Below are 17,274 nucleotides of genomic sequence, written 5' to 3'. Positions count from 1 at the left end.
TGCCTCGAAAAGCGCGCATGATAAAGGAACTCCGGAACCCGCGACACACTCGCGCAGTCCAGTGCATAGAAACCGAACCCATGGGCCCTGACCGTGAGGCCCGACAAGGAGTTTGTTCATGCCCTCTCTCGATAGCCTGAAAACCCTCAAGACGCTGCAAGTCGGCGACCGTCAGTATCACTACTTCAGCCTCCCGGACGCCGCTGCCACCCTGGGCGATCTGCAAAAACTGCCGATGTCGCTCAAGGTGCTGCTGGAAAATCTGCTGCGCTGGGAAGACAACCACACCGTCACCGCCACTGACATCCACGCCCTGGCCGACTGGCTCAAGGAGCGCCGCTCCGACCGGGAAATCCAGTACCGTCCGGCGCGGGTGCTGATGCAGGACTTCACCGGTGTGCCGGCGGTGGTCGATCTGGCCGCCATGCGCGCCGCCGTGGCCAAGGCCGGTGCCGATCCGCAACGCATCAACCCGCTGTCGCCGGTGGACCTGGTGATCGACCACTCGGTGATGGTCGACAAATTCGGCGATGACCAGGCCTTCAGCCAGAACGTCGACATCGAAATGCACCGCAACGGCGAGCGCTATGCGTTTTTGCGCTGGGGCCAGAGCGCCTTCGACAACTTCAGCGTGGTGCCCCCGGGCACCGGCATCTGCCACCAGGTCAACCTCGAGTACCTGGGCCGCACCGTGTGGACCAAGGACGAGGACGGCCGCACCTATGCCTTCCCCGACACTCTGGTAGGCACCGACTCGCACACCACCATGATCAACGGCCTCGGCGTGCTCGGCTGGGGCGTGGGCGGGATCGAGGCCGAGGCCGCCATGCTCGGCCAGCCGGTGTCGATGCTGATCCCGGAAGTCATCGGCTTCAAGCTGATCGGCAAGCTCAATGAAGGCATCACCGCCACCGACCTGGTGCTCACCGTCACGCAAATGCTGCGCAAGAAGGGCGTGGTCGGTAAATTCGTCGAATTCTATGGCGACGGCCTGGCCCAACTGCCACTGGCCGACCGCGCCACCATCGCCAACATGGCGCCGGAATACGGCGCCACCTGCGGGTTCTTCCCGGTGGATGACGTGACCCTGGATTATCTGCGCCTGTCCGGCCGCCCCGACGCCACGGTGGCGCTGGTCGAGGCCTACTGCAAGGCCCAGGGCCTGTGGCGCCTGCCCGGCCAGGAGCCGGCCTTCAGCGCCACGCTGGAGTTGGACATGGGCGAAGTAGTCGCCAGCCTGGCCGGGCCCAAACGCCCACAGGATCGCGTGCCGTTGCCCAAGGTGCCGGGCGCTTTCGAGGACTTCCTCGGCCTGCAGTTCAAGCCGCCCAGCAAGGAGGAAGGCCGCCTGGAAAGTGAAGGCGGTGGCGGTGTCGCCGTCGGTAACGCCGAACAGGCCGGCGAGGCGCAGTACACCTACAACGGCGAAACCTACAACCTGCAGAACGGTGCCGTGGTGATCGCCGCGATCACCTCCTGCACCAATACCTCCAACCCGAGCGTGATGATGGCCGCCGGGCTGGTGGCGAAGAAGGCCGTAGAGAAGGGCCTGAAACGCAAGCCTTGGGTAAAAAGCTCGCTGGCGCCCGGCTCCAAGGTGGTCACCGACTACTATCATGCCGCTGGCCTGACCGAGTATCTGGATGCCTTGGGCTTCGATCTGGTGGGCTACGGCTGCACCACCTGCATCGGCAACTCCGGGCCGCTGGCCGATCCGATCGAAAAAGCCATTCAGCAGTCCGACCTGACGGTCGCCTCGGTGCTGTCCGGCAACCGCAACTTCGAAGGCCGCGTGCATCCGCTGGTGAAGACCAACTGGCTGGCCTCGCCGCCGCTGGTGGTCGCCTATGCCCTGGCCGGCAACGTGCGCATCGATATCAGCAGCGAACCTTTGGGGCTGGGCAGCGACGGCCATCCGGTGTACCTGCGTGATATCTGGCCGAGCCAGCAGGAGATCGCTGCGGCGGTGGCCAAGGTCGACACCGCCATGTTCCACAAGGAGTACGCCGAGGTCTTCGCCGGTGACGCGCAGTGGCAGGCGATCGAGGTGCCGCAGGCCGCCACCTATGTGTGGCAGCAGGACTCTACCTACATCCAGCATCCGCCGTTCTTCGACGACATCGCCGGGCCGCTGCCGCAGATCAAGGACGTGATCGGCGCGCGAGCGTTGGCGATCCTCGGCGACTCGGTGACTACCGACCACATTTCCCCCGCCGGCAATATCAAGGCCGACAGCCCTGCCGGGCGCTATCTGCGCGACAAAGGCGTGGAGTCCCGGGACTTCAACTCCTACGGCTCGCGCCGGGGCAACCATGAAGTGATGATGCGTGGCACCTTCGCCAACATCCGCATCCGCAACGAGATGCTCGGTGGCGAGGAAGGCGGCAATACGCTGTTCGTGCCGACCGGTGAAAAAATGCCGATCTATGACGCCGCCATGCAATACCAGAGCGCCGGCACCCCGCTGGTGGTGATCGCCGGCCAGGAATACGGCACCGGTTCGAGCCGTGACTGGGCGGCCAAGGGCACCAATCTGCTGGGCGTCAAGGCAGTGGTGGCGGAGAGTTTCGAGCGTATCCACCGCTCCAACCTGGTGGGCATGGGGGTGTTGCCGCTGCAGTTTCTGTCGGAGCAGAACCGCAAATCGCTGCAACTGACCGGGCGCGAAACCTTTGATGTACTGGGCCTGACCGATGCGCAACTGAAGCCGCAACTGCATCTGGATCTACGCATCACCCGCGAGAACGGCGAGCAGCAGACGGTGCAGGTGCTGTGCCGCATCGATACCCTCAACGAGGTCGAGTACTTCAAGGCCGGCGGGATTCTGCATTACGTGCTGCGCCAGCTGATCGCGTCCTGATCACAACGTGGTCGCGCCCGGTGGTTGCCATCAGCCACCGGGCGTTTTTTATTGATCCAGCTCAATGCGCCGTCACGAGCGCGAGTTTTTTCTCAACTCCTCCGTCGCGCTGCCGATAACCGCGCAAAGCCTATGCGGAAAGACTCTGCCATGCGAAACAACCAGCCCATCACTCAGCGCGAACGGACTTTCCCGGCCCAGCAGCGGCTGATCTCCACCACGGATGCCAAGGGCGTCATTACCTACTGCAACGATGCCTTCATCGAGATCAGTGGTTTTTCCAGCGAAGAGTTGGTCCGTGCACCCCATAACACCGTGCGTCACCCCGATGTCCCGGCGGCGGTGTTCGAGCATATGTGGCAGACGCTCAAGCAAGGTTTGCCATGGATGGGGATCGTCAAGAACCGCTGCAAGAATGGCGACTTCTATTGGGTCAACGCCTACGTGACACCGATTTTCGACGGCACTCAGGTGGTGGGCTACGAATCGGTACGCATCAAGCCGACCGCCGAGCAGGTCCGCCGTGCGCAAGCGCTGTACGAGCGCCTGAACCGTGGCAAGGCGGCGGTGCCGCAGCGCGATCACTGGCTGCCGGTGATCGAGAACTGGCTGCCGTTCATCCTGATCAGCCAGATCGGCTTTCTGATCGGTCTGTGGCTGGACTCCGGCTGGGGCTTCGCCTTGGCGGCCGGTTTGTCGATTCCGTTGGGGTTGCTGGGCCTGAGCTGGCAGCAGCGGGGGCTCAAACGCCTGCTGCGTCTGGCCGAGCAGACCACCTCCGATCCGTTGATAGCGCAGATGTACACCGACAGCCGTGGTGCCCAGGCACGCCTGGAAATGTCCATTCTCAGCCAGGAGGCCCGGCTGAAAACCTGCCTGACCCGCTTGCAGGACACCGCCGAGCACCTGAGCGATCAAGCCCGGCAATCCGACGTGCTGGCGCACAACAGCTCCACGGGTCTGGAGCGCCAGCGCGTCGAAACCGAGCAAGTGGCCGCCGCCGTGAACCAGATGGCCGCGACTACGGTCGAGGTCGCCAACCATGTGCACCGAACCGCCGAGGCCACTCAGCAAGCCAACACTCTCACTGGCAAAGGCCGGGCGATCGCCGGCGAGACCCGTGACGCCATCCAGCGACTGTCGGTGGTGGTGGGCGAAACCGGCCAGACCGTGCTGCAACTGGCCAAGGACAGCAACGAGATTGGCGGCGTGGTGGATGTCATCAAAGGCATCGCCGACCAGACCAACCTGCTGGCCCTGAACGCCGCCATCGAGGCCGCCCGCGCCGGTGAAATGGGCCGCGGTTTCGCCGTGGTCGCCGACGAGGTGCGCCAGCTGGCGCAGCGTACCAGCGAGTCGACCGGGCAGATCCACGCCCTGATCGCCAAGCTGCAAGGCACCGCCAGCAACGCGGTGAACACCATGGAAGCGGGTAACCGTCAGGCTGAAGAAGGAGTGGCGCGGGTCATGGAGGCCGATCAGGCACTGGTGGGCATCAGCGAAGCCATGGCCAATATCACCGACATGACCGCGCAGATCGCTGCCGCTACCGAGCAGCAAAGCGCGGTGGCCGAAGAAGTCAGCCGCAACATCGGCACCATCGCCGACCTCGCCGACGTGACCGCCGAACAGGCGCAAAGCTCGGCCGACCTGAGCACCGAGCTGACCCGCACAGCGCAGAGCCAATACTCGCTGGTAGAGCGGTTCAATCGGTGAGTCGAAGTGCGCTTACGCCGGATTCATTGCGAACGTAACTGTCAGTTCTGTCAGTGATGCGTTTTCAGCCCGATGGATAAGGTGGTGGCTCAACCACCACCGCGCCCATCGGCGCCATGAGAGAGCATCATGACCTTAACCACCCCCTCCCCCGTCGACACCCATGCCAGCGGCATCCTGCGCTGGAACCTGAGCGGTCAGGACTATACCGGCGTTGCCAGTTTCGAATGGAGCGAGCAGCAATCGAGCTGGTTCATGAATGGCTCCGTCGGCAGCCCCTTTACCCCGAACTATCAAAGCATCCGCGTTAAATTGCCGGCCATGCGCAGCGACGAAGTCATCCGTAAACGCTTCGAACCGGGTGACGCCGGTTATTACAGCCGTTACACCCGGATGCTGCCTGGCGGTCTCTGGGACCAGGGTATGCGTGGCGGCGCCAACGTCGATATCGATTGGAACAACCGCAAGCTTTCAATCGAATTCGACGGCCAGGTACACATCGAGTTGGAAGGGGCATTGCTGCCAGTCAGCGGCACCTTCACCGCCACGGATCTGGTCCCGCTGCTGTCGATGGAAGCTACGCCGCCTGCTCAAGCCTGATGCATCACGCGCGGTGGTGATCACCGCGCCACGATCAATAGAGAAACGCCGCCACTCGGTCGGCGGCGCTTTCCAGGTGTTGCTGATGGGTGAACCCGGACGACTTCAGCGGTTTGAGATCATGGTCCGCGGCCGGCAGCCAGTAGAGCTCGATCTGCTCCGACAGTTCATAGCCCGCCACCGTCGCCTGGTTGCCCAGGGTATCGCGCTCGCCCTGGACGATCAGGGCGCGGGTCTGCAGCTCGGCAAGGTGCGCCACTCGCGGTTTTTCCGGCTTGCCGGCGGCATAGAATGGATAGCCGAGGCACACCAGGGCATCGGCCCCCAACTCGTCCGCCAGCAAGCTGGCCATGCGCCCGCCCATGGACTTGCCGCCAATCGCCAGCCGCCCCACCACTTGGGTGCGCACCAGCGCATAGACCTCTCGCCATTTCTCCAGCAAGCGCGCTTGCGGGTTGGGTGGGCGTTTGCTGCCGTCGATACGGCGCTGCGCCATGTAGGGGAATTCGAACCGCAGGACGTCGATACCGCGCTGCGCCAGGTGCTCGGCCATGGTGTTCATGAACGCGCTGTCCATCGGCGCGCCCGCACCATGGGCGAGGATCAGGCACAGCGGCTCGCCCTCCGCCGATTGGCTCTGCGCCGAATTCCACAGCCAGCCGTTATCGCTGACGCGTTGCGCCCATGGATCTTGTTCAGCGCTCATGAGGGTGCTCCGTGAGGGAATGGCAAAGTTGCCAGGCCGCTATGGTCGCGCGCTTGGACACTTCAAGACAATAGTAGTAACGTGACTACATTGTTGCCGGAGGATACGCTGATGAACATCACCACCCTGTCCAGTCGTGAATTCAATCAGGACACCAGTGGCGCGAAGAAGGCCGCTTGCCGCGGTCCGGTGTTCATCACCAACCGCGGTCGACCCGAGCACGTGCTGTTGTCCATCGCGGAGTACGAAAAATTGACCTCCGAGCCTAAAAGTATCGTCGAACAGCTGGCCATGCCCGGCAGCGACGATATCGAATTCGAGACTGAGCGCGCCGTCATCACCCCGCGACAGGTAGACCTGTCCTGATGTACCTGCTGGATACCAACGTCGTCTCGGAGCTGCGCAAAAGTCAAGCAGACCCCAACGTCAAGGCCTGGGCCAACCGAGTCCTGCCGTCCAGCCTGTTCATCTCGGCCATCAGCCTGATGGAAATCGAAACCGGCATCCTGCGTATCGAGCGACGTGATCCGGCACAAGCCAGTGTGCTGCGACAGTGGTTCGAGGGCCGCGTGATACCGGCCTTCTACGGCAGAGTACTGGCCGTCGACAGTGCCGTGGCATTGCGTTGTGCCCGCCTGCACGTGCCCGATCCCGGTAGCGAATGCGACTCCCTGATTGCCGCGACGGCTCTGGTCCATAACCTGACACTGGTCACCCGCAACATCGGCGATTTCGACGCCAGTGGCGTTCGTCTGTTTAATCCCTGGCTGGGATAAGCGAGCGGCGCACTATTGATCTGGGTCAATTTTCCCGCAGGCGTCGGCGCCTAAAATGCTGCATTCGCCCCGCCACCGGAAAACTCCTCCATGCACGATGCCCCCTGCTGGGATGCCGAGCTGATCAAGCGCTACGACCTGTCCGGCCCGCGCTACACCTCCTACCCCACCGCCGTGCAGTTTCATAGCCAGGTCGGCAGCTTCGACCTGATGCAGGCCCTGCGCGACAGCCGCAAGACGCTGCGTGCGCTGTCGCTGTACGTGCATCTGCCGTTCTGCGCCAACATTTGCTACTACTGCGCCTGCAACAAGGTCATCACCAAGGACCGTGGCCGGGCCCAGCCTTACCTGCAGCGCCTGGAACAGGAGATTCAGCAACTGGGCTGCCACGCCGATCAGCTGCAGGTGGTCGAGCAACTGCACCTGGGCGGCGGCACCCCGACCTTTCTCAGCCACGGCGAATTGCGCCGGCTGATGAACAGCCTGCGCGAAAACTTCTCGCTCAAGGACGATGATTCCGGCGACTACAGCATCGAAATCGACCCACGGGAGGCCGATTGGTCGACCATGGGTCTGCTGCGTGAACTGGGTTTCAACCGTATCAGCCTCGGCGTACAGGACCTCGACCCCGCCGTGCAGCGAGCGGTCAATCGCCTGCAGAGCCTGGGCGAAACCCGCACCTTGGTGGAAGCCGCGCGCACCCTGCAATTTCGCTCGGTGAACATCGACCTGATCTACGGCCTGCCGCAGCAGACCGTCGCCAGCTTTGCCGACACTGTGGCGCAAGTCATCGAGCTGCAACCGGATCGCCTGTCGGTGTTCAATTACGCGCATTTGCCCGAGCGCTTTCTGCCCCAGCGCCGCATCGAGCGTCAGGACCTGCCGCCACCGGGGCAAAAATTGGAAATGCTGCAGCGCACCATCGAACAGTTATCGGCCGCCGGCTATCGCCATATCGGCATGGACCATTTTGCCCTGCCCGATGACGACCTCGCCTGCGCCCAGGAAGAAGGCCGCCTGCACCGCAACTTTCAGGGCTACACCACCCACGGTCATTGCGACCTGATCGGCCTCGGCGTTTCAGCCATCAGCCATGTGGGCGATCTGTATTGCCAGAACACCAGCGACATCAACGACTACCAGCAGCGTCTGGCCAGCGGTCAGCTCGCCACGTTGCGCGGGGTGCTGAGCGATGCCGACGATCGGTTGCGTGCGGCGATCATCGGGCAGGTCATCTGCCATTTCGAGCTGGACTTCGCCCAGATCGAGGCGGCCTACGGCATCGATTTCCGCGCCTATTTCGCTGCCCAATGGCCGGCGCTGCTGGCACTCGCGGCAGACGGCCTGATCGGCCTGAAGCCCAACGGCTTCACGGTATTACCGGCCGGTCGGCTACTGGTCAGGGCCATCTGCGCCGTGTTTGATCGCTACACCGCAGCCTACCAGCCACAGCGTTTCTCACAGGTCATCTGAACCCGCCACGATGGCCCGAAGACCATCAGTGGGTTAACCTTGCCTTTCATGCGTGTTTGTCAAAGGAATCAAACCATGTCAGATCCAGCGTCCTTCACCGTGCGCAACGTATCGCCAGTCACGGCGGTGCGCGCCACGTCGCGAGGTCACAATCAGACACACTGCAAGGATTGCAGCCTCGCGCCCCTGTGCTTGCCATTGTCCCTCGACCTGGCAGACATGGACGCCCTGGACGATATCGTCCGCCGCGGCCGCCCGCTGAAAAAAGGCGAGTACCTGTTTCGCCAGGGCGACAGCTTCGATGCGGTGTATGCCGTACGTTCCGGGGCCCTGAAGACCTTCAGCGTCAGCGACAGCGGCGCCGAACAGATCACCGGTTTTCACCTGCCCAGCGAGCTGGTCGGGCTGTCGGGCATGGACACCGAGCGCCATCCGGTTTCGGCCCAGGCGCAGGAAACCACTTCAGTGTGCGAGATCCCGTTCGAGCGCCTCGATGAACTGGCCATGCAATTGCCGCAGTTGCGTCGGCAACTGATGCGCGTCATGAGCCGAGAGATTCGCGACGATCAGCAGATGATGCTGTTGCTGTCGAAAAAGACCGCGGACGAGCGCATCGCCACCTTTTTGGTCAACCTCTCGGCGCGTTTCCGCGCGCGCGGCTATTCGGCCAATCAGTTCCGCTTGAGCATGTCGCGCAATGAGATGGGCAACTACCTGGGGCTGGCCGTGGAGACGGTGTCGCGGGTGTTCACGCGGTTTCAGCAAAACGGCTTGCTGGATGCCCAGGGCAAGGAAGTGCACATCCTCGACCCGATCCAGCTGTGCGCCCTGGCGGGTGGCACGCTGGAGTCCTGATCCGTCCCTGTAGCGGGGGGGCTTGCCCCCGATAAGGCGGCATCTCCACATTGCTAGGTGCCAATGCCATTTTTCGGGGGCAAGCCCCCTCGCTACAGTTACAGGGAGATCGGCTTGCGCCCGGCGAACGAGTGGGCGAGCGTGCCGCCATCGACCATTTCAAGCTCGCCACCCAGCGGTACGCCATGGGCGATGCGCGAGGTCACCAGGCCCTTGCCATTGAGCAGTTGCGCGATGTAGTGAGCCGTGGCCTCGCCTTCGACCGTCGGGTTGGTGGCCAGGATCACTTCGCCAAAGCTGCCCTGCTCTTCGATACGCGCCATCAATTGTGGAATGCCTATGGCCTCCGGCCCCAGCCCGTCGAGGGGCGACAAATGCCCCTTGAGGACAAAATAACGACCACGGTAGCCGGTCTGTTCGACCGCATAGACATCCATCGGCCCTTCGACCACGCACAGCAAGGTCTCGTCCCGACGCGTGTCGGCGCACTGCGGGCAGAGCGTTTCCTCGGTCAAGGTGCGGCATTTCTGACAGTGCCCGACCCCCTCCATGGCCTGCGCCAGCGACTGCGCCAACCGCGTCCCACCGCTGCGATCGCGCTCGAGCAGTTGCAGCGCCATGCGCTGGGCGGATTTCTGACCAACACCGGGCAAGATGCGCAAGGAGTCGATCAGTTGACGAATCAAGGGGCTGAAGCTCATGGCGAAGAAACCTGCAATGACAACGAGACGCGGTTTATACCGACGCCGAAGGCCAGCGTCAAATGCTCAGACCTCGCCGACCTTGACCACCAGCTTGCCGAAGTTGTGCCCTTGCAGCAGACCGATAAAGGCCTCAGGCGCATTCTCCAGGCCATCGACCACATGTTCGCGGAAACGAATCTTGCCGTCCCGCACCCACGGCACCATGGCCGAATAGAACTCGGCATGGCGATCACCGAAGTCATCGAACACGATGAAACCTTGCATGCGGATACGCTTGGTCAGCAGCAGCCGCGGCAACAAGGTGAAGCGGTCCGGCCCTTCCGGCAGCGCGGTGGCGTTGTATTGAGCGATCAAGCCGCATACCGGAATGCGCGCACGGGCATTGAGCAGCGGCATCACCGCATCGAATACGTGACCGCCGACGTTCTCGAAGTAGATATCGATACCCTCACTGCAGGCCGCCGCCAGGTCTTCGGCGAAGGTCTCGCTCTTGTGATCGATGCAGGCATCGAAGCCCAGTTCGTCCACCACATAGCGGCACTTGTCGGCACCACCCGCCACACCGACCACCTTGAGACCCTTGAGCTTGGCCACTTGACCGACCACCGAGCCGACCGCACCGGATGCTGCCGCCACCACCAGGGTCTCGCCTTCCTTGGGCTGGCCAATGTGCATCAGGCCCATGTAGGCGGTCATGCCGGGCATGCCCAGCACGCCGAGGGCCATGGAGGGTGAAGGGATGCCCGCCGGCAAGGGGATGATGCCACTGCCGTCACTGATGCTGTGGGTCTGCCAGCCCGTGGCGCCTACGACCAGATCGCCTTGCTGAAATTTCGGATTGCGCGAGGCCGTCACCTGGCTCACGGCGCCGGCGGTCATCACTTCATTGATCGCGACCGGTGCCGCGTAGGACGGCGCGTCACTCATGCGCCCGCGCATATAGGGGTCCAGAGACATGAACAGCGTGCGCAATTGCACCTCGCCGTCCTGCAGTTCGGGGAGGGCCACGCGCTCCAGGCGAAAATTCTCGGGCGTCGGTGCGCCCTTGGGCCGCGAGGCAAGCACGAAACGCTGGTTGAGGGTCAGTTCGGTGGACATGAAAATGGGCTCCCTAAAATTGAATGCTACTTACAGCAGACCGGTACGCCCGGTGCGCGTTCCCATGATCGCCGACCGCCACAATGCAAAAAGCCAGGCACGCGGGCCTGGCTTTTGGTGGGCGCCGTTCGGGCTTAGAACGGCATCTTGAAGCCTGGCGGCAGTTGCATGCCAGCGGTCATGCCAGACATCTTGTCCTGGCTGTTGGCTTCGATCTTGCGCACGGCATCATTGACCGCCGCAGCGATCAGGTCTTCGAGCACTTCCTTGTCTTCCTGCATCAGGCTGTCATCGAGGCTGATGCGCTTGACGTCGTGACGCCCGGTCATCACCACGCTGACCAGGCCAGCACCGGCCTGGCCGGTGACTTCGGCGTTGGCCAGTTCTTCCTGCGCCTTGGCCATTTTTTCCTGCATCTGCTGCGCCTGCTTCATCAGGCCGGCCATGCCACCTTTCATCATGGGAATTCACCTCGAAAGTAGTGTTGTAGTAAGCGTCACCTGTGGGGCAACGCCGTTGACGGGTTATACGTTCTGGCTTACCGGAACGTCGACAGGTTCAATAGTATCGTTTCGCACGGTCGCACCGAACTGCTGCATCATCTGCTGGATGAACGGATCGGACTGGATCGACGCCTCGGCCTCGTGCTGCCGCTCGGTACGCCGACGGGACGAGGCCTGAGCTGGGGTTTCCTGCTCGGGGCGTACCAGCTCGATCTTCAGCGCGATGGTCCGCCCATGATGCTGGTTGAGGGCGTCGTTCAGGCGCCGCTGCTGAGTGGCGTTGAACAGTGCGCTCTGGGCTGGATCGAGGTGCAGCAACCAGTCGTCGCCGTCGATGGCCATCAGGCTGCAGTTGGCGGCGATGCTGGCCGTAAGCCCGGAGATCGGCAGTTTCGGGAACAGCTCCAGCCATTGCAGGGCCAGCCCGGTGGCCGGCTGCGAGGCCGGTAACGGCTCGGGTTCAGCGGGCGCAGGCTCGGGTGTGGCGCTGGCCAGGTCGTCGAGGAAACTGTAGCTCGAGGCATCGATATCCGCCTCATAGTAGTCCTCGTCCAACGGCGGCTCGTCGTCGCGGTCCATGCCCGCAGGGACGAATGCGTCCGGCACCGGGTGCAGGTGCGCGGCGCTGTCGATGCGATCGCCTTCGTCCTCGGTGTCGAGGGGCTCACGCTCCGGGGCCGGCGGTACCACGCTGGCAGGCGTGGGCGCGGGCATGGGGGTCAGCATCGGCTGCTCGGATTCGGTGTCCAGCAGTGGCTCGTCGTAGGCCTCGGGTTCGGCTTGCAGCGGCGCAGCGGGTTCGTTCCAGGGCAAAGCCGGGTCGTCGGCGGAGTCTGCTTGCGCGACTGGCGCAGATCCCTGTAGCGAGGGGGCTTGCCCCCGATTCCCGGCCCCATCCGTATCCATAGCCAGCACTGGCGCTACGACGGCAGGCGCCGAACCTGTGGGAGCTGGCGCTGCCTGCGAAGCTTGCGTGGCGTGCGCACCGACGTCTTCGCGGGCAGAACTCGCTCCCACGGGGGCTGCGGCTGCTACCGGCACACTCGGGGCTGCGGCAGCGACTGGCGCACTCGGGGCAACCGCTGGCACCGCCACTGCTTTGGAAGAATCAACTGTGGCCTGGCTGATCCCCACTGGCTTTAGCGTTTGCGGCGGCGCCTCACTGTTGCCCGCCGGCCTGAACGCCAGCATGCGCAGCAGGACCATCTCGAAGCCGCTGCGCGGATCCGGAGCCAAGGGCAGGTCTCGACGCCCGATCAACCCCATCTGGTAGTAGAACTGCACGTCCTCGGCCGGCAACGCCTGGGCTACGGCCAGTACTCGGTCGCGGTCGCCCTGGCCGTTGTCCACGGCTTCGGGCAAGGCCTGCGCAATCGCCACGCGGTGCAGCACATTGAGTATTTCCGCGAGCACACCGTTCCAGTCCGGCCCCTGCTCGGCGAGATGACGCACGGCTTCCAGCAAACCGCGCGCATCGCCTTCGAGCAATGCCTGCAGCACGCCATAGACCTGGCCGTGATCCAGAGTGCCAAGCATGGCCCGCACATCCGCCGCCAGCACCTTGCCCTCACCAAAGGCGATGGCCTGATCGGTGAGGCTCATGGCGTCGCGCATCGAACCGTCGGCGGCACGACCCAGCAGCCACAGAGCGTCGTCCTCGAACGGCACGTTCTCGACACTCAACACATGGCTGAGGTGCTCGACCACGCGCTCGGGGGTCATGTTCTTCAGCGAGAACTGCAGGCAGCGTGACAGAATGGTCGCCGGCAGTTTTTGTGGATCGGTGGTGGCAAGGATGAACTTGACGTAGGGCGGCGGCTCCTCGAGCGTCTTCAACAAGGCGTTGAACGAGTGGCTCGAGAGCATGTGCACTTCGTCGATCAGGTAGACCTTGAAGCGCCCGCGGCTGGGGGCGTATTGCACGTTATCGAGCAGCTCGCGGGTGTCCTCGACCTTGGTGCGGCTGGCGGCGTCGATCTCGATCAGGTCGACGAAACGGCCCTCGTCGATCTCGCGGCACACCGAGCAGGTACCGCAAGGTGTCGAAGTGATGCCAGTTTCACAATTTACGCACTTGGCAATAATTCGCGCGATGGTAGTCTTGCCTACACCCCTGGTCCCCGTGAAGAGATAGGCATGATGCAGGCGCTGATTGTCCAACGCGTTGATCAAAGCCTTGAGCACATGGGTCTGGCCGATCATTTCGCGGAACGAGCGCGGACGCCATTTACGTGCAAGAACCTGATAACTCATCGAAAACCATCGCGACTGGGTTGCAAAAGACCGCTAATCGTAGCGGACAAGGGGGCAAAAAGCACCCAGCGAACGTGTGTATTACCCGACACCTGCCCAACGAACGCTGTTTTCCGACTTTCGGGGGCTTGATGCGCAACGCTTGGTGCACTTGGTTGGGCGCGCTTTTAGCCTCTACTCTGGTATCGGACGCGCTGGCGGACACCCGGCCGATACGCTTTATCGTCTCGGATTCCTGGTCCATGCCGTTGATGGAGATCGACAACGGCCAGCCCACCGACGGTATTTTGTTTCAGATCATGACCAGCCTGGCCGCCCAGATCGGCGCGCCGGCGGAATTCCATGTGCTGCCGCGCCTGCGGCTGCAAGCGGCGATGGAAAGCGGCCAAGTGGATGTGCGCTGCTACACCTCGCAGTCGTGGGGCCCGAACCTTTCGGGAGATTACATCTGGAGCCTGCCGCTGATCACTCAGAAGGATTACCTGATCGGCAGCGCCGACCATGCCCTGCCCGTGGGCCCGGGGCAACTGCCGGTACAGAAGATCGGTACCGTGCTGGGTTACAGCTATCCGAACCTGCAACCCTACTTCGACAGTCACAAGCTGATCCGCGACGATGGGCGCAATCAGGTGCAGGTACTGATGAAACTCAAGGCCGGACGCTATGAGTACGCCATGAGCAACCAGATGGCGCTCAACTGGTTCAACGGCACCTTGCCCGCCGATCAGCAACTGCACCCCTTGCGTCTGATGAGCGCCCAAGGCCTGGGCTGCTACGTGCGCAACGATCCGCAAGTCCCGGTGCAGCGGATCTTGCGCACCCTGCTGCGGATGAAGATGTCCGGTGAAATCGACCGGATCATCGAGCGCTACAGCGGCTCGGCGAGCCCCGATCAGCGTTGAGCTCAGTCCTTGCGCAGGCGCACGGTGTAGTGGGCCTCGACGGAACTCATCTGCGGCTGGAAGTGGGTGTTGGTGATCAGGTAGGTCTCGACGCTGCCGTCGGCGCGGATGCGCTCCAGGGTGTCGCCGGCCCCGGCATTGAGGGTCACTTCATAGATCAACGCCTTGTTGGGCTCGACCTCGGTGCTGTAGGGCCCGAAACGGGTACCGTCGATGCGCACGATATAAACCGTGTCGGTTGCGGTGTTGCGTGAGTGTTCCACTGACAAATGCTCCGTGACGTGTTCCAGGCTCGTAAACGGCTGAAATCATGAATCAGTCGGGCAGCGTTGTCCATGTGCGGATGTGTCTGAGCTTAGGTCCGCAAGTGTCTAAGGCGCCGCCGGGGCGGGTTCGGGTAAGATCGCGGACACCCCGATTTCGATCAAGGAAGAGCTCTATGCAATTCGATTGGCACAGCGCCGTCATTACCCGCGACACCCCGGTGACGAGCGGCTACAAGAACACTCAGAACGTGCGCCGGTTCATGGTTGAGCAGTGTGGCGCGTCGTTCAGGTTCGACCGGGAATTCATGGCATGGATCATTGATGGTGCGCCCAAGAGCATGGGGGATGTGGTGGATGAGTGGCTGAAGCGGCGGGGATAGGTGCTCAAATCCCCTGCCGCCGCTGCGCCCGCGCCAGCCGCTGAGCCTCCTGCACACCCTCGGCCAGCACTTCCTGCACGTAGTGAATATGCCGATTGGAGATGTCCCGCGCCTCTTGCGCGCGGCCTTCGATGATGGCGTTGAAGAGCTCGCTGTGCTGGGCCATCAGCATGTCCCGCGTCTCGTCACGCAGGGCGTACATGCCACCGATATTGGTCATCACGTTGCGCTTGAGCAGGTCGAACAGACCGCGGATGGTGTGCAGCAGCACCGCGTTGTGGCTGGCCTCGGCGATCGCCAGGTGGAAGTTGGCGTCGGCCAGGGCTTCCTGGGCGCGGTCAAGCTTGCCCTCGCTGGCATAGCATTGCTGCAAAGTTTCGAAGGCGTCGCGCAGGCGCTGATGATCGAGCCGGGTGGCGCGCTGAGCGGCGTAGAAGGCACAGGAGCCTTCGAGGGTGTGGCGAAATTCCAGCAGGTCGCGCTGCACGCTGGAGTTGTTCTCCAGCAAGTGCAGGAGCGGATCGCTGAAGGTCGAGCCCAGCGAATCGGCCACATAGTTGCCGCCGCCCTGACGACTGACCAGCAGGCCCTTGGCCGCCAGTTTTTGCAGGGCCTCACGCAACGATGGCCGGGACACGCCCATTTGCTCTGCCAGTGCACGCTCGGCGGGCAAACGCTCGCCGGCCTTGAGCGTGCCTTCGACGATCATGCTTTCCAGTTTGCTGACGATGTCATCCGACAATCGCCGCTGCTGTACCTGTCCGAATCCCATGCCCTTCTCCGAAAATTGACATCCTTCGCCCCATCCTTTTAATCTGGTTCGCACAACTTGTAAATTGGTAATACCAATCACCGCCGCCGCTCTCCCTATACAACAACAGAGAACGCCGCCCCATGATCATCTCCGCGTCCACCGATTATCGCGCCGCCGCGCAACGCAAGCTGCCGCCGTTTTTGTTTCACTACCTGGACGGCGGCGCTTACGTCGAACACACCTTGCGCCGCAACGTCGCCGACCTTGCCGACATCGCCCTGCGCCAGCGGGTACTGCGCAACATGTCCCAGCTGAGCCTGCAGACCCAGCTGTTCGGCCAGACCCTGGCCATGCCTGTGGCCCTGGCGCCGATCGGCCTGTGCGGCATGTTCGCCCGCCGCGGCGAAGTGCAAGCCGCCAAGGCCGCGGACGCCAAGGGCATCCCGTTCACCCTGTCGACGGTATCGGTGTGCCCCATCGAAGAAGTCGCGCCCGCCCTCACCCGGCCCATGTGGTTCCAGCTCTATGTACTCAAGGACCGCGGCTTCATGAAAAACGCCCTGGAGCGCGCCAAGGCCGCCGGTGTCACCACCCTCGTGTTCACCGTCGACATGCCCGTGCCCGGCGCCCGCTACCGTGACGCCCACTCCGGCATGAGCGGCCCCAACGCGCCACTGCGACGCATGTGGCAGGCCGTCACCCATCCAGCCTGGGCCTGGGACGTGGGGCTCAACGGCCGCCCCCATGACCTGGGCAATATCTCCAAATACCGGGGCAACCCGACAGGCCTGGCGGATTATATCGGCTGGCTGGGCAGTAATTTCGACCCGTCGATTTCCTGGAAGGATCTAGAGTGGATTCGCGACTTCTGGGACGGCCCGATGATCATCAAAGGCATCCTCGACCCCGAAGACGCCCGCGATGCCGTGACCTTCGGCGCCAACGGCATCGTCGTCTCCAACCACGGCGGCCGCCAACTCGATGGCGTGCTCTCCAGCGCCCGCGCGCTGCCGGCGATCGCCGACGCGGTCAAGGGCCAACTGGCGATCCTCGCAGACTCGGGAGTGCGCAACGGCCTGGACATCGTGCGCATGATCGCCCTGGGCGCGGACAGCGTGCTGCTCGGGCGCCCGTTCATTTACGCGCTGGCGGCCGCCGGCGGCCAAGGAGTGAGCAATCTGCTGGACCTGATCGAAAAGGAAATGCGCGTAGCGATGGTGCTGACCGGGGCCAAGTCGGTTAGCGAAATCAGCGGTGAATCACTGGTGCGGGAATTGCGGCAGGCCTCACTTTAACCCTTCATTTTGCCCATCCGGCAGCTTCTATAGCCAAAGGCTTACACGCGGTGGTGGTGTTTGGCTCTATTGCTCACCCCGCCGGCGCAGTAATCTGAACCCATCAACAGCAACGCAGGCAGCGCTGCTGGAT

General features: G+C 63.0%; 17 protein-coding genes. 10 read left to right on the top strand and 7 right to left on the bottom strand.

Features of this window, described 5'->3' with window-relative positions; translation table 11 throughout:
- Positions 1 to 118: 118 nt before the first annotated feature.
- The 3 genes from acnA to AC3WJP_RS08540 all read left to right on the top strand — a co-directional run bounded on the left by acnA (position 119) and on the right by AC3WJP_RS08540 (position 5,176).
- Positions 119 to 2,860, top strand: a complete 2,742-nt coding sequence (gene acnA, locus AC3WJP_RS08550) for an aconitate hydratase AcnA (RefSeq protein ID WP_493721045.1) — start codon at positions 119 to 121, stop codon at positions 2,858 to 2,860.
- Positions 2,861 to 3,010: 150 nt separating this feature from the next.
- Complete coding sequence (locus AC3WJP_RS08545; protein ID WP_493721044.1) at positions 3,011 to 4,576, top strand: methyl-accepting chemotaxis protein; 1,566 nt, start codon at positions 3,011 to 3,013, stop codon at positions 4,574 to 4,576.
- A gap of 129 nt (positions 4,577 to 4,705) precedes the next feature.
- The gene (locus AC3WJP_RS08540; RefSeq protein WP_493721043.1) at positions 4,706 to 5,176 is read left to right on the top strand and encodes a hypothetical protein; all 471 of its coding nucleotides are present in this window, start codon (positions 4,706 to 4,708) and stop codon (positions 5,174 to 5,176) included.
- A 34-nt stretch (positions 5,177 to 5,210) separates the two neighbouring features.
- On the opposite strand, the gene AC3WJP_RS08535 is transcribed toward AC3WJP_RS08540, so the two are convergent.
- Positions 5,211 to 5,882 carry an alpha/beta family hydrolase gene (locus tag AC3WJP_RS08535; protein ID WP_493721042.1) on the bottom strand — a complete coding sequence of 224 codons (672 nt, stop codon included), beginning with the start codon at positions 5,880 to 5,882 and terminating at the stop codon, positions 5,211 to 5,213.
- A 111-nt stretch (positions 5,883 to 5,993) separates the two neighbouring features.
- On the opposite strand from AC3WJP_RS08535, the gene AC3WJP_RS08530 reads away from it, so the two are divergent.
- The 4 genes from AC3WJP_RS08530 to fnr all read left to right on the top strand — a co-directional run bounded on the left by AC3WJP_RS08530 (position 5,994) and on the right by fnr (position 8,986).
- Positions 5,994 to 6,248, top strand: coding sequence for a type II toxin-antitoxin system prevent-host-death family antitoxin (locus tag AC3WJP_RS08530; protein ID WP_493721041.1), 255 nt, complete (start codon positions 5,994 to 5,996; stop codon positions 6,246 to 6,248).
- The gene (locus AC3WJP_RS08525) at positions 6,248 to 6,658 is read left to right on the top strand and encodes a type II toxin-antitoxin system VapC family toxin (RefSeq protein ID WP_493721040.1); all 411 of its coding nucleotides are present in this window, start codon (positions 6,248 to 6,250) and stop codon (positions 6,656 to 6,658) included. Before AC3WJP_RS08530 ends, AC3WJP_RS08525 begins: the two co-directional genes overlap by 1 nt.
- A 90-nt stretch (positions 6,659 to 6,748) precedes the next feature.
- A complete protein-coding gene (gene hemN, locus AC3WJP_RS08520; protein WP_493721039.1) occupies positions 6,749 to 8,131 on the top strand; it encodes an oxygen-independent coproporphyrinogen III oxidase in 1,383 nt (460 codons plus the stop codon).
- A gap of 75 nt (positions 8,132 to 8,206) precedes the next feature.
- The gene (fnr, locus tag AC3WJP_RS08515) at positions 8,207 to 8,986 is read left to right on the top strand and encodes a fumarate/nitrate reduction transcriptional regulator Fnr (RefSeq protein ID WP_493721038.1); all 780 of its coding nucleotides are present in this window, start codon (positions 8,207 to 8,209) and stop codon (positions 8,984 to 8,986) included.
- A 98-nt stretch (positions 8,987 to 9,084) separates the two neighbouring features.
- On the opposite strand, the gene recR is transcribed toward fnr, so the two are convergent.
- From recR to dnaX, 4 genes are all read right to left on the bottom strand, one after another.
- A complete protein-coding gene (gene recR / locus AC3WJP_RS08510; protein WP_493721037.1) occupies positions 9,085 to 9,687 on the bottom strand; it encodes a recombination mediator RecR in 603 nt (200 codons plus the stop codon).
- 66 nt (positions 9,688 to 9,753) lie between these two features.
- Complete coding sequence (curA, locus tag AC3WJP_RS08505; protein ID WP_493721036.1) at positions 9,754 to 10,788, bottom strand: NADPH-dependent curcumin/dihydrocurcumin reductase; 1,035 nt, start codon at positions 10,786 to 10,788, stop codon at positions 9,754 to 9,756.
- 134 nt (positions 10,789 to 10,922) lie between these two features.
- Positions 10,923 to 11,249 carry a YbaB/EbfC family nucleoid-associated protein gene (locus tag AC3WJP_RS08500; protein ID WP_226503529.1) on the bottom strand — a complete coding sequence of 109 codons (327 nt, stop codon included), beginning with the start codon at positions 11,247 to 11,249 and terminating at the stop codon, positions 10,923 to 10,925.
- A 63-nt stretch (positions 11,250 to 11,312) separates the two neighbouring features.
- Complete coding sequence (dnaX, locus tag AC3WJP_RS08495) at positions 11,313 to 13,544, bottom strand: DNA polymerase III subunit gamma/tau (protein WP_493721035.1); 2,232 nt, start codon at positions 13,542 to 13,544, stop codon at positions 11,313 to 11,315.
- Between the two features lie 131 nt (positions 13,545 to 13,675).
- On the opposite strand from dnaX, the gene AC3WJP_RS08490 reads away from it, so the two are divergent.
- Positions 13,676 to 14,446, top strand: coding sequence for a substrate-binding periplasmic protein (locus AC3WJP_RS08490; RefSeq protein ID WP_493721034.1), 771 nt, complete (start codon positions 13,676 to 13,678; stop codon positions 14,444 to 14,446).
- Between the two features lie 2 nt (positions 14,447 to 14,448).
- Here AC3WJP_RS08490 and AC3WJP_RS08485 read toward each other — a convergent pair whose 3' ends face one another.
- Positions 14,449 to 14,709, bottom strand: coding sequence for a hypothetical protein (locus AC3WJP_RS08485; protein ID WP_493721033.1), 261 nt, complete (start codon positions 14,707 to 14,709; stop codon positions 14,449 to 14,451).
- A gap of 176 nt (positions 14,710 to 14,885) precedes the next feature.
- Here AC3WJP_RS08485 and AC3WJP_RS08480 point away from each other — a divergent pair, with 176 nt between their 5' ends.
- Positions 14,886 to 15,092 carry a DUF6434 domain-containing protein gene (locus tag AC3WJP_RS08480; RefSeq protein ID WP_493721032.1) on the top strand — a complete coding sequence of 69 codons (207 nt, stop codon included), beginning with the start codon at positions 14,886 to 14,888 and terminating at the stop codon, positions 15,090 to 15,092.
- A gap of 4 nt (positions 15,093 to 15,096) precedes the next feature.
- Here the strand turns inward: AC3WJP_RS08480 and AC3WJP_RS08475 are convergent, their stop codons facing one another.
- A complete protein-coding gene (locus AC3WJP_RS08475) occupies positions 15,097 to 15,864 on the bottom strand; it encodes a GntR family transcriptional regulator (protein WP_493721031.1) in 768 nt (255 codons plus the stop codon).
- A gap of 122 nt (positions 15,865 to 15,986) precedes the next feature.
- On the opposite strand from AC3WJP_RS08475, the gene lldD reads away from it, so the two are divergent.
- Positions 15,987 to 17,141 carry an FMN-dependent L-lactate dehydrogenase LldD gene (gene lldD, locus AC3WJP_RS08470; RefSeq protein ID WP_493721030.1) on the top strand — a complete coding sequence of 385 codons (1,155 nt, stop codon included), beginning with the start codon at positions 15,987 to 15,989 and terminating at the stop codon, positions 17,139 to 17,141.
- Positions 17,142 to 17,274: the final 133 nt, after the last annotated feature.

This window comes from Pseudomonas sp. GW821-FHT01A09, from assembly GCF_058986725.1.
The sequence above is the reverse complement of the archived record's forward strand: the minus strand, read 5'-3'. Positions and strand labels throughout refer to the sequence as shown.

Bases quoted from the DNA above. Each gene is read 5' to 3' on its own strand.
- acnA (WP_493721045.1), top strand. From the start codon at position 119: ATGCCCTCTCTCGATAGCCTGAAAACCCTCAAGACGCTGCAAGTCGGC.
- AC3WJP_RS08545 (WP_493721044.1), top strand. From the start codon at position 3,011: ATGCGAAACAACCAGCCCATCACTCAGCGCGAACGGACTTTCCCGGCC.
- AC3WJP_RS08540 (WP_493721043.1), top strand. From the start codon at position 4,706: ATGACCTTAACCACCCCCTCCCCCGTCGACACCCATGCCAGCGGCATC.
- AC3WJP_RS08535 (WP_493721042.1), bottom strand. From the start codon at position 5,882: ATGAGCGCTGAACAAGATCCATGGGCGCAACGCGTCAGCGATAACGGC.
- AC3WJP_RS08530 (WP_493721041.1), top strand. From the start codon at position 5,994: ATGAACATCACCACCCTGTCCAGTCGTGAATTCAATCAGGACACCAGT.
- AC3WJP_RS08525 (WP_493721040.1), top strand. From the start codon at position 6,248: ATGTACCTGCTGGATACCAACGTCGTCTCGGAGCTGCGCAAAAGTCAA.
- hemN (WP_493721039.1), top strand. From the start codon at position 6,749: ATGCACGATGCCCCCTGCTGGGATGCCGAGCTGATCAAGCGCTACGAC.
- fnr (WP_493721038.1), top strand. From the start codon at position 8,207: ATGTCAGATCCAGCGTCCTTCACCGTGCGCAACGTATCGCCAGTCACG.
- recR (WP_493721037.1), bottom strand. From the start codon at position 9,687: ATGAGCTTCAGCCCCTTGATTCGTCAACTGATCGACTCCTTGCGCATC.
- curA (WP_493721036.1), bottom strand. From the start codon at position 10,788: ATGTCCACCGAACTGACCCTCAACCAGCGTTTCGTGCTTGCCTCGCGG.
- AC3WJP_RS08500 (WP_226503529.1), bottom strand. From the start codon at position 11,249: ATGATGAAAGGTGGCATGGCCGGCCTGATGAAGCAGGCGCAGCAGATG.
- dnaX (WP_493721035.1), bottom strand. From the start codon at position 13,544: ATGAGTTATCAGGTTCTTGCACGTAAATGGCGTCCGCGCTCGTTCCGC.
- AC3WJP_RS08490 (WP_493721034.1), top strand. From the start codon at position 13,676: ATGCGCAACGCTTGGTGCACTTGGTTGGGCGCGCTTTTAGCCTCTACT.
- AC3WJP_RS08480 (WP_493721032.1), top strand. From the start codon at position 14,886: ATGCAATTCGATTGGCACAGCGCCGTCATTACCCGCGACACCCCGGTG.
- AC3WJP_RS08475 (WP_493721031.1), bottom strand. From the start codon at position 15,864: ATGGGATTCGGACAGGTACAGCAGCGGCGATTGTCGGATGACATCGTC.
- lldD (WP_493721030.1), top strand. From the start codon at position 15,987: ATGATCATCTCCGCGTCCACCGATTATCGCGCCGCCGCGCAACGCAAG.